The sequence below is a fragment of the Pseudomonas sp. Irchel 3F3 genome (genome assembly GCF_900187545.1).
GTDB classification, from domain to species: domain Bacteria; phylum Pseudomonadota; class Gammaproteobacteria; order Pseudomonadales; family Pseudomonadaceae; genus Aquipseudomonas; species Aquipseudomonas fortuita.
This window is the reverse complement of record NZ_FYDS01000006.1, coordinates 423,774-436,626: the sequence shown is the minus strand read 5'-3', so window position 1 is coordinate 436,626 and position 12,853 is coordinate 423,774. Positions and strand designations below refer to the sequence as shown.

The 12,853-nt window shown below is 62.6% G+C and carries 13 protein-coding genes; 5 read left to right on the top strand and 8 right to left on the bottom strand.

The genetic code is table 11. The features are described 5' to 3' along the window. Positions 1–37: 37 nt before the first annotated feature. On the bottom strand, positions 38–370 hold the full coding sequence (locus tag CKW35_RS15740; protein WP_016484235.1) for a DOPA 4,5-dioxygenase family protein: 333 nt from the start codon (positions 368–370) through the stop codon (positions 38–40). 52 nt (positions 371–422) lie between these two features. Between CKW35_RS15740 and CKW35_RS15735 the strand changes: the two genes are divergently transcribed. Beyond that, positions 423–977 carry an NAD(P)-dependent oxidoreductase gene (locus CKW35_RS15735; protein ID WP_095116356.1) on the top strand — a complete coding sequence of 185 codons (555 nt, stop codon included), beginning with the start codon at positions 423–425 and terminating at the stop codon, positions 975–977. 31 nt (positions 978–1,008) lie between these two features. Here the strand turns inward: CKW35_RS15735 and CKW35_RS15730 are convergent, their stop codons facing one another. Then, positions 1,009–1,908, bottom strand: a complete 900-nt coding sequence (locus CKW35_RS15730; RefSeq protein ID WP_095116354.1) for a LysR family transcriptional regulator — start codon at positions 1,906–1,908, stop codon at positions 1,009–1,011. Positions 1,909–2,016: 108 nt separating this feature from the next. On the opposite strand from CKW35_RS15730, the gene betC reads away from it, so the two are divergent. The 3 genes from betC (at position 2,017) to CKW35_RS15715 (ending at position 6,164) form a co-directional block, all read left to right on the top strand. Then, positions 2,017–3,534, top strand: a complete 1,518-nt coding sequence (gene betC / locus CKW35_RS15725; RefSeq protein ID WP_031311669.1) for a choline-sulfatase — start codon at positions 2,017–2,019, stop codon at positions 3,532–3,534. 14 nt (positions 3,535–3,548) lie between these two features. After that, a complete protein-coding gene (gene choX, locus CKW35_RS15720) occupies positions 3,549–4,472 on the top strand; it encodes a choline ABC transporter substrate-binding protein (RefSeq protein ID WP_095116352.1) in 924 nt (307 codons plus the stop codon). Positions 4,473–4,598: 126 nt separating this feature from the next. Next, complete coding sequence (locus CKW35_RS15715) at positions 4,599–6,164, top strand: SulP family inorganic anion transporter (RefSeq protein ID WP_016484230.1); 1,566 nt, start codon at positions 4,599–4,601, stop codon at positions 6,162–6,164. A 130-nt stretch (positions 6,165–6,294) separates the two neighbouring features. On the opposite strand, the gene aroE is transcribed toward CKW35_RS15715, so the two are convergent. Together aroE and hemF are read right to left on the bottom strand one after the other, a co-directional pair. Continuing rightward, positions 6,295–7,119 carry a shikimate dehydrogenase gene (gene aroE / locus CKW35_RS15710; RefSeq protein WP_016484229.1) on the bottom strand — a complete coding sequence of 275 codons (825 nt, stop codon included), beginning with the start codon at positions 7,117–7,119 and terminating at the stop codon, positions 6,295–6,297. Positions 7,120–7,144: 25 nt separating this feature from the next. Next, positions 7,145–8,056, bottom strand: coding sequence for an oxygen-dependent coproporphyrinogen oxidase (gene hemF / locus CKW35_RS15705; protein WP_016484228.1), 912 nt, complete (start codon positions 8,054–8,056; stop codon positions 7,145–7,147). Positions 8,057–8,190: 134 nt separating this feature from the next. Here hemF and CKW35_RS15700 point away from each other — a divergent pair, with 134 nt between their 5' ends. Then, the gene (locus tag CKW35_RS15700) at positions 8,191–9,168 is read left to right on the top strand and encodes an NADPH:quinone reductase (RefSeq protein WP_095116350.1); all 978 of its coding nucleotides are present in this window, start codon (positions 8,191–8,193) and stop codon (positions 9,166–9,168) included. A 354-nt stretch (positions 9,169–9,522) separates the two neighbouring features. Here the strand turns inward: CKW35_RS15700 and CKW35_RS15695 are convergent, their stop codons facing one another. From CKW35_RS15695 to dprA, 4 genes are all read right to left on the bottom strand, one after another. Continuing rightward, positions 9,523–9,831, bottom strand: a complete 309-nt coding sequence (locus tag CKW35_RS15695; protein ID WP_095116348.1) for a hypothetical protein — start codon at positions 9,829–9,831, stop codon at positions 9,523–9,525. 484 nt (positions 9,832–10,315) lie between these two features. Next, positions 10,316–10,759 (bottom strand): hypothetical protein, encoded by a 444-nt coding sequence (locus tag CKW35_RS15690; RefSeq protein ID WP_016489943.1) that lies wholly within the window; start codon positions 10,757–10,759, stop codon positions 10,316–10,318. Positions 10,760–11,076: 317 nt separating this feature from the next. Next, a complete protein-coding gene (locus tag CKW35_RS15680; RefSeq protein WP_011953122.1) occupies positions 11,077–11,634 on the bottom strand; it encodes an L-threonylcarbamoyladenylate synthase in 558 nt (185 codons plus the stop codon). A 42-nt stretch (positions 11,635–11,676) separates the two neighbouring features. Continuing rightward, positions 11,677–12,774, bottom strand: coding sequence for a DNA-processing protein DprA (dprA, locus tag CKW35_RS15675; protein WP_023047731.1), 1,098 nt, complete (start codon positions 12,772–12,774; stop codon positions 11,677–11,679). Positions 12,775–12,853: the final 79 nt, after the last annotated feature.

The following is a 12,853-nucleotide window of genomic DNA, read 5'->3' as shown; positions in this document are numbered from 1 at the left end:
CTTGTGCCGCGAAGAGGCCGGCACAGGCAATACAAATCTACCCACCAAATATCGACAGCTTCAATGGCCGCACGGCCCCCATCCAGATCGCATGATCCCGGTGGTCCGCCAGTTCATCCCCGGTTTCGGGGTGCATGAATACCACCAAACCCTTGCGGTACAGCGCCAACCAAGGCAAAACCACCCCCACCACTTCAGGCCCGAACGCCAGCTGGCAGCTCCAGTCCGGATGCGGCCCCACCGGCTTTTGATGCATGCGCCCCATGGTCACGGGAAACAGCCGCGTCGCCTCCTCGCACAGCTCCCGCGCCTGCTCCATGGTCGCTGCGTCGTAATAAACGTGGGCGTGGTAACCCTTGATCCTCTGCACGATAACTCCTGATTGCGGTCCAACCATCACCACCTGCAAAGGAAGTGATGCAGTGAAAAACGCCGAAACCCCAGTATTCAAACTGGTCCTGTTCGGGCCTGAAAGCAGCCTGGGCAAAGCCCTGATGGCCGAGCTGCTGTCGCGCCAGCACGAAGTCACCGCCGTGGTCGATGACCTCAACCGCCATACCGCACGCCCGGGCCTGCACTTCAAGATAGGCGGGCTGGACGATGCCGACCAGGCAGAGCAGGGCGCGGCAGGCGGCTCGGCGGTAATTGCCCTGTTGTCGGCGCTGGCGCCAGGTGACTTGCCGGGGCAAGCACGCCTGAGCGAGGCGCTGGTGGCGGGGCTTGAGCGTACGACTATACGCCGGCTGTTGCTGGTGGGCGATTTCGCTGTGCTGGATGAGCCGGCCAAGTACAGTGAGGTAGAGCGGGCATATGTGGACCAGGTGGTTGATCGGTTGCAGCGCAGTGCTTTGCACTGGACCTTGATCAATATGCCGCAGGCGTTGCCCGATGAGGGGTGGGCACGCGTGGCGGCGGGGATGGCGGATATGCTGGAACTGGACCTGCACCGGGGCGAGCATCTGAACTTTGTGGTCTAGATCGTCGGGGCTGCTGCGCAGCACCAAAATCTTAAAGGCTGCGCTCATCCTCCAGCCACCTCACAAATCGCTCGATCAGCGCCCCACGCCGCTTGCGCGGCGGCAGCACCGCGTAATACCCGCGCTGCGAGCGCAAACTCCCCTGCAGCGGCCGGCACAGCAACCCTTGCTCCACCAACCCATCCACCAGGTGCCCCCAACCGATCGCCACCCCTTGCCCGGCAATCGCTGCCTGAATCAGCAACGTATAGTTATCGAACCGCAACTGCCCCGCAGGCGGTGGGCTGGCCACGCCAAACCCGCGAAAAACGCCGGCCCAGTCAAACCAGCGGCTGGCCTGCTCGCCCTTCAAATGCAGCAAGGGCAATCGTTGCAAACCCACGGCTGACAAGGGTTTGCCATCGGTCAGCCGGGGGCTGCACACCGGGAACACTTCCTCATCGAACAGCCAGCGGCTTTCACCCTGATGAAAGCGCCCATCACCAAACAGCACCGCCACATCCACGTCCGGGCGCAACATCCCCTGGCTGCGTTCACCGGTCACCAGGCTCACATCCACCTGTGGATAAGCCTCGTGAAAGCGTTGCAGCCTTGGCATCAGCCAGAACGCGGCAAAGGCAAAGTCGGTGGCCACCTGCAGCACTTCGCGCTGACCGCGCCCGCTGGCTTGGGAAATGCCGTCATCCATGGCTTGCAGGCCCTGGTGTACCTGTTCAAACAACAGCTGGCCGGCCTCGGTGAGCTCGATGCCCCGATAAATACGGTCGAATAGGCGCGTGCCCAGCTGGGCTTCCAGGCGTTTCACCTGCTGGCTTACTGCCGGTTGCGTGGTGCCCAGCTCCAGCGCCGCAGCGGTAAACCCCCGCAGGCGGGCCGCGGCTTCGAACACACGCAAGGTATCCAGCGACAGCTCGGCAAGGTGCTCAAACATAAGCTCAGCTAATCCCAGTCATTGCCCGCCATGGGCTTTACCCATGTTATCCGCAGTCGCATCTTGGAAGGCAAGCAAATCGCATAACCCTCAACGATGGAAGCCACCATGACGCGCCCGAATATCCTGTTCATCATGGCCGACCAGATGGCCGCACCCTTGATGCCCATCTACGCCCCTTCGCCCGTCCAGATGCCGCACCTGAGCCGCCTGGCCGAGCAGGCGGTGGTGTTCGATTCAGCCTACTGCAACAGCCCGCTGTGCGCGCCGTCACGCTTCACCCTGGTCAGCGGCCAGCTGCCCAGCCGCATCGGCGCCTACGACAATGCCGCCGATTTCCCCGCCGATATACCGACCTATGCGCACTACCTGCGCCGTCTGGGCTACCGCACTGCGCTGTCAGGCAAGATGCACTTTTGCGGCCCGGACCAGCTGCATGGCTACGAAGAGCGCCTGACCAGCGACATCTACCCGGCCGACTATGGCTGGGCAGTGAACTGGGACGAACCGGATGTGCGCCCAAGCTGGTACCACAATATGTCCTCGGTGCTGCAGGCCGGCCCGTGCGTGCGTACCAACCAGCTGGATTTCGACGAGGAGGTGGTGTTCAAGGCACGCCAGTACCTGTACGACCATGTGCGCGAAAACGACGGTCGGCCGTTCTGCCTGACCGTTTCGATGACTCACCCGCACGATCCGTACACCATTCCCAAACGCTACTGGGACCGGTACGAGGGTGTGGATATCCCCATGCCCCGTGCAGAGTTGAGCCAGACAGAGCTCGACCCGCATTCGCAGCGCCTGCTGAAAGTCTACGACCTGTGGAACAAGCCGCTGCCTGTGGACAAGATCCGCGATGCCCGCCGCGCCTACTTCGGCGCCTGCAGTTACATTGACGACAACATCGGTCAGCTGCTGCAAACCCTGGATGAGTGCAACCTGGCCGACGAAACCCTGATCGTGTTCTCAGGCGACCACGGCGACATGCTTGGCGAGCGTGGCCTCTGGTACAAGATGCACTGGTTCGAGATGTCGGCGCGGGTACCGCTGCTGATCCATGCGCCCAAGCACTTTGCGGCGGCTCGGGTCAGTGCCTCGGTATCGACCTGCGACCTGCTGCCAACCTTGGTAGAACTGGCTGGCGGCATTGTGGATAACAACCTGCACCTGGACGGCCGCTCACTGCTTGGCCACCTGCAAGGGCAGGGCGGCCACGATGAAGTGATCGGCGAATACATGGCCGAAGGCACCGTCGGCCCGCTGATGATGATCCGCCGCGGGCCTTACAAGTTCGTGTACAGCGAAGACGACCCATGTCTACTCTATGACCTGAGCCGCGACCCGCACGAGCGGGAGAACCTCGCCGGCAGCCCGGACCACCAGGCGCTGCTGCAGGCATTTGCCGATGAAGCACGACAGCGTTGGGATATCCCCAGCCTGCGCCAGCAGGTACTCGCCAGCCAGCGGCGCCGCCGCCTGGTGGCCGAGGCGCTGGCTATCGGCACGCTGAAAAGCTGGGACCACCAACCGCTGGTGGACGCCAGCCAACAGTACATGCGCAACCACATCGATCTCGACGACCTCGAGCGCAAGGCACGTTATCCACAGCCCGCACCCCTGGATTGAAAAGAGAGGCCGCCATGCACAAGTTCTCCGCCGCCGTGTTCGCCCTGGCCCTGGGCGTCGCCACGGCCCACGCCGCCGACAGCGACGCGCAATGCAGTACCGTAAAAATGGCCGACCCCGGCTGGAGCGATATCGCCACAACCAATGCCGTGGCGCGGCTGTTACTGGAAAGCCTGGGCTACCAGGTGAAAATCGACAGCCTGGCCGTGCCGATCATCTACGGCGGCCTCAAGGACGGCCGTGTCGACGCCTTCCTCGGCAACTGGATGCCCGCGCATCAAGGCTTCCATGACAAGTTCATCGCCAACGGCGATGTGCAGCAGCTGTCGCGCAACCTGGAGGGAACCGAGTTCACCCTGGCGGTGCCCGATTATGTGTGGAATGCCGGGGTAAAGGATTTTGCCGACCTGCAGAAGCATGCCGACCAGTTCGACAAGAAGCTGTACGGGATCGGCTCCGGCGCACCGGCCAACCTGTCGCTGAAGGCAATCATCGACAAGAATGAATTCAACCTTGGCCAGTGGAAACTGGTGGAGTCCAGCGAGCAGGCGATGCTGGCCCAGGTCGACCGGGCGGCGAAGAAACAGCAGTTCATCACCTTCCTTGGCTGGACCCCGCACCCGATGAACGTGAAGCTGAAAATGCATTACCTGACCGGTGGGGAAAAGTGGTTCGGCACCAAGGGCGAAGTGTACACGCTGACCCGCAAAGGTTATCCACAAGCGTGCCCGAATGCGGCGAAGCTGCTGGGCAACTTGAAATTTACCCTGGACATGGAAAACGCCATCATGGCCGAGGTTGTGGATAACAAGATCAGCTTTGATGACGCGGCCAGGGCTTGGATTAAAACGCATCCCGAGTTGCTGGAAGGGTGGTTGGCTGGGGTGACTACCAAGGCCGATGGCAATGCCCTGGAGGCCGTGAAAGCCAAACTGTAGTTTCAGACACGACGCGCCCCCTGTGGGAGCGGGTTCACCCGCGAATGCTGCATTGCATGTACCGACGCATTCGCGGGTAAACCCGCCCCACAGGGGACAGTGGACCTTTGGAAATGTGAATATCTCATGCATCGCATCATTCACCTGCTGCCCTTCCTCTCCTGGCTCCCCCGCCAATCGGGCCGCAGCCTGCGCCAGGACCTGCTGGTCGGCCTGAGCGGTGCCATCCTCGCCCTGCCACAATCCATCGCCTACGCCCTGATTGCCGGCCTGCCCGCCGAATACGGCCTGTACGCCGCCATCGTGCCGGTGCTGATCGCCTGCCTGTGGGGCTCGTCCTGGCACCTGATCTGCGGCCCCACCGCCGCCATTTCCATCGTGCTCTACGCCAGCATCAGCCCGCTGGCCGTGGCCGGCAGCGCCGATTACATCACCTTGGTACTGTTGCTGACCTTGCTCGGCGGCATCTTCCAGTTGCTGCTCGGGCTTATGCGCTTTGGCGCGCTGGTCAATTTCGTCTCCCACTCGGTAGTGCTCGGCTTCACGCTGGGGGCTGCCATCGTCATTGCCCTGGGCCAATTGCCCAACCTGCTGGGCATGGACCTGCCCAGCCAGGCCACGGCACTGAAAACCGTACAGGACCTGGCCAGCCATGCAGGGGAGGTCGACCTGCCTTCCTTTATTCTGGGCCTGGCCACTGTCGTGATCGGCGTAGCCTTCAAACTGTGGCGCCCACGCTGGCCGAGCCTGTTGATAAGCCTGATGCTGGTCAGCCTGCTGGCTTGGCTGTTGCCGGGCTACTTTGGCCATGTGCCAAGGGTGGCGGCGTTTACCGGGCAACTCCCACCCTTCAGCCCGCTGCCTTTGCTGGATCTGGAACTGATGCTGCGCCTGCTGCCCAGCGCCGTGGCGGTAGGCATGCTGGGGCTGGTCACCAGCCTGTCGATTGCCCGCTCGTTGTCGGCACGTTCAGAACAACTGATCGACCCCGACCAGGAAATCCGCGCACAGGGCCTGTCGAACATCGCCGGTGCATTTTTCTCCGGTTACCTGTCTGCCGGTTCCTTCACCCGCTCAGGCCTGAGTTATGAGGCAGGTGCCCGCTCGCCCATGGCTGGGGTGTTCTCGGCGCTGTGGGTGGCGTTGTTTGCCGTTACCGGCGCCGGCCTGATCGCGCACCTGCCGATACCCGCCATGGCTGGCAGCATTCTGCTGATCTGCTGGGGGTTGGTGGACCATCGGGCGATTCGCGCGCTGTTTCGGGTCAGCCGCTCGGAGTTTCTGGTGATGGCGCTGACGGCGGCGGCGACATTGTTGCTGGAGTTGCAGACGGCCATCTATGCAGGCGTGCTGGCTTCGCTGTTCTTTTACCTCAAGCGCACGTCACGGCCACGGGTGCAGCAAAGCCGGGAAGGGGACGCGGATGTGTTGCGGGTGGGCGGGTCGATTTTCTTTGGTGCGGCGCATTACCTGCAGGTGCGCTTGCAGCGCTGCCAGGGGCCGCATGTAGTGATCGATGCCCGGCAGGTGAATTTTATCGATTACTCGGGTGTGGATATGTTGCACCGCGAAGCGCGGCGGTTGCGGAGATTGGGCGGGAGTTTGACCCTGCACCGGGCCAGGCCGCAGGTGATCGAGGAATTGCAGAAGCTGGAAGGGGTGGAGTTGTGTCCGATCCGGTTTGAGGAGTGAGGCTGGGATCCTGGGGCTGCTGCGCAGCCCATTCGCGGCACAAGGCCGCTCCTACAGAGGATCGGCGTACGCAGTACTTTGTGGGAGCGGCCTTGTGCCGCGAATGGGCCGCAAAGCGGCCCCGGCAATTTCAGCCCCGAGCCAGTTGCCGGCGCAGCTCCGCCAACACCGGCGCCGTATCCGGTCGCACCCCACGCCAGATAAAGAACGCTTCAGCCGCCTGCTCAGCCAGCATCCCCAACCCATCGAGCACCTTGGCCGCACCCAGCCGGGTAGCCCACGCGCAAAACGGCGTCGGCTCCTTGCCATACATCATGTCGTAGCAAACCGTGCGCCCCGCCTCGACCAGGCTGTCGGCAATCGGCGGCATTTCTCCGGCCAGGCTTGCCGAAGTGGCGTTGATAATCACATCCACCGGCTCCTGCAACCAGGCAAACCCGCTGGCCACCACCGGCCCCAGCTCATCGAACTCACGCGCCAGCTGCTCGGCTTTCTCCACAGTGCGGTTGGCAACCACAAGGGACTGCGGGTTGTGCGCCAGAATAGGCTCCAGCACGCCTCGCACGGCGCCACCGGCACCGAGGATGAGAATGCGCTTGCCAGCCAGTTCGACGCCGGCATTTACCGTCAGGTCGCGCACCAGGCCAGCGCCATCGGTGTTGTCGCCTTGCAGGGTGCCATCAGCCAGCTTGCTTAGCGTGTTCACTGCGCCAGCGCGCTGGGCACGCGGGGTCAGGCTGTCGCACAGGCGGTAGGCCTCTTCCTTGAATGGTACGGTGACGTTGCCGCCGCTGCCTTGCTTGAAGAAGCCGCGCGCGCAATCGCTGAACTCGTCCAGCGGCGCCAGCAGGGTGGCGTATTCCAGGTCCTGGCCGGTCTGCTCGGCAAACAGGCGGTGGATCAGCGGCGACTTGCTGTGGCCGATGGGGTTACCAAAAACGACGTACTGGTCCATGACGGCTCCTTGGTTATCCACAGGCTTACTGGCCGAGCCAGTCGCGGTCTTGCAGGAAGTACTCGGTCAGGCGTGCTTCTTCGCTGCCGGGTGCGGCCTTCCAGTCGTAGCCCCAGCGCACCTGAGGCGGCAGCGACATGAGGATGGACTCGGTGCGGCCACCGGATTGCAGGCCGAACAAAGTGCCACGGTCGTAGACCAGGTTGAACTCCACGTAGCGGCCGCGGCGGTATTCCTGGAACTCACGCTGCTGCGGGGTATAGGGCGTGTCCTTGCGGCGCTGTACGATCGGCAGGTAGGCGTTGATGTAAGCATCGCCGATGGCACGGATGAAGGCGAAGCAAGTGTCGAAGTCCCACTCGTTCAGGTCATCGAAGAACAGGCCGCCGATGCCGCGTGGCTCGCCACGGTGCTTGAGGTGGAAGTAGCGGTCGCACCAGGCCTTGTAACGCGGGTACACGTCGGCGCCGAACGGTGCGCAGGCCTGTTCGGCCACGCGGTGCCAGTGAATGCAGTCTTCTTCGTTGCCATAGTATGGGGTCAGGTCGAAGCCGCCACCGAACCACCATACGGCCTCTTCACCTTCCTTTTCGGCGATGAAGAACCGCACATTGGCGTGGGAAGTGGGCACATGCGGGTTGTGCGGGTGGATCACCAGCGACACTCCCAGGGCCTCGAAGCCCCGGCCCGCCAGTTCAGGCCGGTGGGCGCTGGCCGAGGGGGGCAGACCGGTACCAAACACATGGGAGAAGTTGACCCCGCCTTTCTCGATCAGCTTGCCGTCGCCAATCACCCGCGTGCGGCCCCCGCCACCGGCTTCGCGCACCCAGGCATCCTCGACGAAACGGGCGCCGCCGTCTTCTGTTTCGAGGGCAGAGCAAATGCGGTCTTGCAGGTCGAGCAGGTAGGCTTTCACGGCCTCGGTGCGGCTAGTCATCGGGTCACCAGGAACGGGCAGGGAAGAATTCGCGCGTAGCATACCACCGCCAGCGCGCGCGCCGCAGTTGACGGCGATCACGCAAAGGCGTCCGATAGAAGGCCTTTTCCCGATCCCGACTACAGGAGTGCGAGATGGCCAAGCGTATCCAGTTCAGCCAGCATGGCGGCCCGGAAGTGCTGCAGTTTGTGGAATTCGAACCCACCCCGCCCGGGCCGCAGCAGGTGCGCGTGCGCAACCACGCCATCGGCCTGAACTTCATCGACACGTACTTTCGCAGCGGGCTGTATGCTCCGCCGTCTCTGCCTTCTGGCCTGGGTACCGAGGCGGCCGGCGTGGTCGAGGCTGTGGGCGAGGGTGTCACACGCCTGAAGGTGGGTGACCGCGTGGCCCATGCCGGCGGCCCGCTGGGTGCCTACAGCGAAGTACATACGCTGCCGGAGGCCAACCTGGTCAAGTTGCCCGACAACATCAGCTTCGAGCAGGCCGCAGCGGTGATGCTCAAGGGTTTGACCGTGCAGTACCTGCTGAAGCAGACCTATCAGGTGAAGGCGGGTGATGTAATCCTGTTCCACGCCGCAGCGGGTGGCGTCGGTTCGCTAGCCTGCCAGTGGGCCAAGGCTCTGGGCGCCAAGCTGATCGGCACCGTGAGTTCTGCCGAGAAGGCCGAGCGGGCCAAGGCGCTGGGGGCATGGGAAACCATCGACTACAGCCACGAAGATGTGGCCAAGCGGGTACTGGAACTGACCGACGGCAAAAAATGCCCGGTGGTGTATGACGGGGTAGGCGCCGATACCTGGCTCACCTCGCTGGACTGCCTGCAGCCACGCGGGTTGATGGTGAGCTTTGGCAATGCCTCGGGCGCGGTGAGCGGGGTGAACCTGGGGATCCTGGCGCAGAAAGGCTCGCTGTACGTCACCCGGCCGACCTTGGCGACCTATGCCAATAATGCCGAGAACACCCAGGCCATGGCCGATGACCTGTTTGCGATGATTGCAAGTGGCAAGCTGGTTGTGGATATCCAGCAGCGGTATCCATTGAGCGAGGCGGCCAAGGCGCAGGCAGAGCTGTCGGCGCGCAGGACTGTGGGGTCGACTGTTTTGTTGCCTTGAGAAAAGCAGGGAATTGCGTCAGGGCGGCCAGGCGCACGCCTTGAGAGTTTCAGCGCCTGTGACATCGAGCGCCGCCCGCGCGGCGCTTCGCGGGGCAAGCCCGCTCCCACATCTGTTTCGGGCCAATTATTCCTGTGTCAGGTGGGTTGCAGCTTTGGTGCATGGCTGCAGATCGAGGAACCGCAGTTGCGCACCCCTCGATATCAAATGGAACAAACAAAGCGGGCAGCGGTGACTTCCCAGGAGGGATTGGCCCGAAACAAATGTGGGAGCGGGCTTGCCCCGCGAAGCGCCGCGCGGGCGGCGCTCGATGTCACAGGCGCTGAAACCCTCAAGGCAGGCACCTGTCAGCCCTCACACCTTCTTTTGCGGCTGCGGTGTCGACTCGATGCCATCGAGTATCGCCTCAATCACACCCTCCGCCATTTCAATCGCATGCAGGTTCGACCAGAACATGCCACGGCCCTCTTCGCGCAGGTAGTCCAGGGCTTTGTAGCCGGTTTCGTAGGCGCTGCGCAGGTACAGGGCTACGTGGACCAGAGCGTCCTCGGCGGAAATGTTCGGGTTGACGGTAAAGAGAGGATCATGGCCGGCGTCGCAGCGGCCGAAGGAGCGGGTGGAGGTGCATGGAAGGGGTGGATCGGGGACTATTTTCTTGCTCATGGGAATTCACCTGATCAGGGCGGCCGCTCAATCCGTTACCACACGAAATGGGTGGCAGCTGCACGCGGGGTGGTAAACCGGACGAATCCCAAACCCGGCAGGCTCGAAAGCCTCCCGCGCACAGCCGCCATGGCTGCCATTCAGAATTCGCACATCCGGGTTACCACACCCGATCGCCAAGTTATTCGGCGACGGTTTAAGCCTAAGGGCAGAGGTTCCCACTGAGAAGGTGATGGCAGAGGACGCGGCTCGTAGGATATTTCCGAAGTGGCCAACTGGACAGCCATTTTGGCAAAAATCAGAAAACCCTGATCCAGTAAAAGCCAACATGAAGCGCATGCACAGCGCGCTAGAAAAAGGTCCCGGCTTGACCGTAAAGATTCGGAAGGGTAGCCTTTGTGCTTGTGGATGTACTGGTGCGCCGGTTGAGTTTCAAGTTATCCGGGCGAGTGCATCCCCACCCTTTAGGCCGCTTAAGCGGCCTTTATTTTTTGGGCTTGTTTCTATCCCCTTTAGGGATGATGGAATAGAGCTCTGCCTTGGGCTTGCGGGCCGTCAGTTCAAAAATCGCCTCATCAAGGACCTCATTGCCATAGCCATCATTGCGGCCAATCGTGCTGCGAAGGGCCGTCATGTGCGTGGCGCCTTTCCAGATCGATGTCACCGCCAATGCTGCCTCAATCTGCAGAACCATGTCATCGATGGTGTAACCATCCCGTAATACCCGGCTCCTGTAGGCATGGCTACCAATAAAGACGATGCCTGGGTCCTCCAGCAGCGGCAAATCCTGCCCTTCTTTCTGCCTATTGATCGCTTCGAACTGATCGGCGGTGAATCTACCGATTTCCACCGCTCTGACCCGATGGTTGGACGCAAGCTGCTCGAGATTCGCCCTTATCAGGTATTCGGCATTTTCGAATAGCGGCATTTGTCCCAGTGCTCCCGCCGAATGACGACGGCCTTTGCTAGCGCAAAGATCGAGCGCCGCCCATGCGACGCCTGGCCATCAAGCTAGAGGGAGGGGGTTCTGCAGGGAAGGTGACGACTGACGACGCGGGCAGTAGGAATTTTCCCGAACTACGTGCCGGCCAACCATTCGAGACAAAATCAGAAAAATCTGCAGGGGTTTGCCGCCCAATCGCCGGCAAGCCAGCTCCCACACCGAGCGCACCGGCTTCAAGCCATGTGCAGTACCTGTGGGAGCTGGCTTGCCGGCGATCGAGGGCGAAGCCCTCGCCAGCGGTATCAGCCCGGGCGCACAACCTCGCCGGTTGCCAGGTTGCGAATCACACTCGGGTTCTTCCGCCCGCCCAGCGCCCCGCCAAGCACCAGGTCCAGCTGGCCGTGGAAGTACTGCTCCACCCGCAACCGGGTCTTCGCCGCCGGGCGCCCGCCGGGGTTGCACGAGGTGGAAATCAGTGGCCCCACCAGTGCGCACAGTTCACGCACCACCGGGTGGTCACTGACGCGCAGCGCCACCGTGTCATGCTGCCCGGTCACCCACTCGGGCAGCAGGTCCTGGTGCGGCACCAGCCAGGTATTCGGCCCCGGCCAGGTGCTGCCCATGCGGTCGATCCAGTCTTCGGGAAAGTCCTCGAACAAAAAGTCGAACTGGCGGATGTTGTCAGCGATCAGAATCAACCCCTTATCCACAGGCCGCGATTTCAGCGCCAGCAGGCGATACACCGCGTCCTCGTTCCACGGGTCGCAGCCCAGGCCCCAGACCGCTTCCGTCGGGTAGGCGATAACTGCGCCCGCCCGGATCTCACGTGCGGCTTGTTGCACACGAAAACTGCTCACCATTGCTGCTTCTCCGCCTGAATACCTTGCTTATGCGCAGTGTACTTAGCCCGCGCGGGCAAACCAACGCCCTGCTTCATTGCTGACCCGGCCTTCCAGCTCCAGCTCGGTCAACTGCGCCAACACTTCGGCCAGCGGCAGCTCGCTGCAGTGTGCGAGGCTTTCGCTGGTTTGAGGCGCTGCATGCAGCAGGGCAAGCAGGGGATGGTCGAACCTGTCCACAACTGCAGGCGGCAGGTTCTGCCAACCCTTCAGGCTTTCCAGGATCTGCTCCACACTTTCCACCAGCAGCGCCCCGTCACGGATCAGCTGGTGACAGCCCTTGGCCCCCGGGTGGTGAATGGAACCCGGAATGGCATACACCTCACGGCCTTGCTCGGCCGCCAGGCGCGCCGTGATGAGCGAGCCACTGGCCAAGCTGGCCTCGACCACCAGCACGCCCAGCGACAAGCCGCTGATGATGCGGTTGCGCCGTGGGAAGTTGCCGGGCAGTGGCCCGGCGTCCAGCGGATACTCGGAAACCAGCGCACTGCCGTTGTCGATCATCGCCTGCGCAAGCTCTTGATGGCGCTGTGGATAAAGTTTTTGCAGCCCCGTGCCGAGCACGGCAATCGTGCACCCACCAGCCTGCAACGCAGCCCGATGAGCGGCACCGTCGACGCCTACCGCCAGCCCGCTGGTAATGGTGAAACCTGCCTGCGCAAGGTAGCGGGAAAATGCCCGGGCTGTGTCGAGCGCCGGGGGTGTGGCACGTCTGCTGCCCACGATGGCCAACTGAGGGCGGTCGAGCAAGGCCGGGTCGCCAGCAACAAAAAGCAGCGGCGGGGCATCGTCGATTTCTGCCAGCAAGGCTGGGTAGCCAGGGCCGTCCCACATCAGCAAATGCTGGCCGGGGCGCTCTAACCAGGCCATTGCGGCCAGCGCGCCATCGCGGACCTCGGCACTGCGCCGGGCATCGATGGTGGCTTGGGGGATGCCCAACGCTCGCCAGGCCGAACCGGGAGCGCTAAGCGCGCTAGAGGCGCTGCCGAACGCATCCAGCAAGGTGCGAAAACGTCGCAATCCTGTCTCGGGCAGGCGATGCAGGCGTAATCGCGCCTCCAGTTCGGCAGGCGGGCAGAGCGACGAATGGTAACTGGGCATGGGGATCGTCCTTGATCGAAACAGGGCCATCTACGTGGCACAACCTGTGGATAACTCTGTGAGTAACACTTTGAAAACC

Excerpts from the sequence above, each read along its gene's own strand:
- CKW35_RS15680 (WP_011953122.1), bottom strand. The coding sequence starts at position 11,634 with ATGGTGAGCAGTTTTCGTGTGCAACAAGCCGCACGTGAGATCCGGGCG.
- CKW35_RS15690 (WP_016489943.1), bottom strand. The coding sequence starts at position 10,759 with ATGCCGCTATTCGAAAATGCCGAATACCTGATAAGGGCGAATCTCGAG.
- CKW35_RS15695 (WP_095116348.1), bottom strand. The coding sequence starts at position 9,831 with ATGAGCAAGAAAATAGTCCCCGATCCACCCCTTCCATGCACCTCCACC.
- betC (WP_031311669.1), top strand. The coding sequence starts at position 2,017 with ATGACGCGCCCGAATATCCTGTTCATCATGGCCGACCAGATGGCCGCA.
- CKW35_RS15730 (WP_095116354.1), bottom strand. The coding sequence starts at position 1,908 with ATGTTTGAGCACCTTGCCGAGCTGTCGCTGGATACCTTGCGTGTGTTC.
- dprA (WP_023047731.1), bottom strand. The coding sequence starts at position 12,774 with ATGCCCAGTTACCATTCGTCGCTCTGCCCGCCTGCCGAACTGGAGGCG.
- choX (WP_095116352.1), top strand. The coding sequence starts at position 3,549 with ATGCACAAGTTCTCCGCCGCCGTGTTCGCCCTGGCCCTGGGCGTCGCC.
- hemF (WP_016484228.1), bottom strand. The coding sequence starts at position 8,056 with ATGACTAGCCGCACCGAGGCCGTGAAAGCCTACCTGCTCGACCTGCAA.
- CKW35_RS15715 (WP_016484230.1), top strand. The coding sequence starts at position 4,599 with ATGCATCGCATCATTCACCTGCTGCCCTTCCTCTCCTGGCTCCCCCGC.
- CKW35_RS15700 (WP_095116350.1), top strand. The coding sequence starts at position 8,191 with ATGGCCAAGCGTATCCAGTTCAGCCAGCATGGCGGCCCGGAAGTGCTG.
- aroE (WP_016484229.1), bottom strand. The coding sequence starts at position 7,119 with ATGGACCAGTACGTCGTTTTTGGTAACCCCATCGGCCACAGCAAGTCG.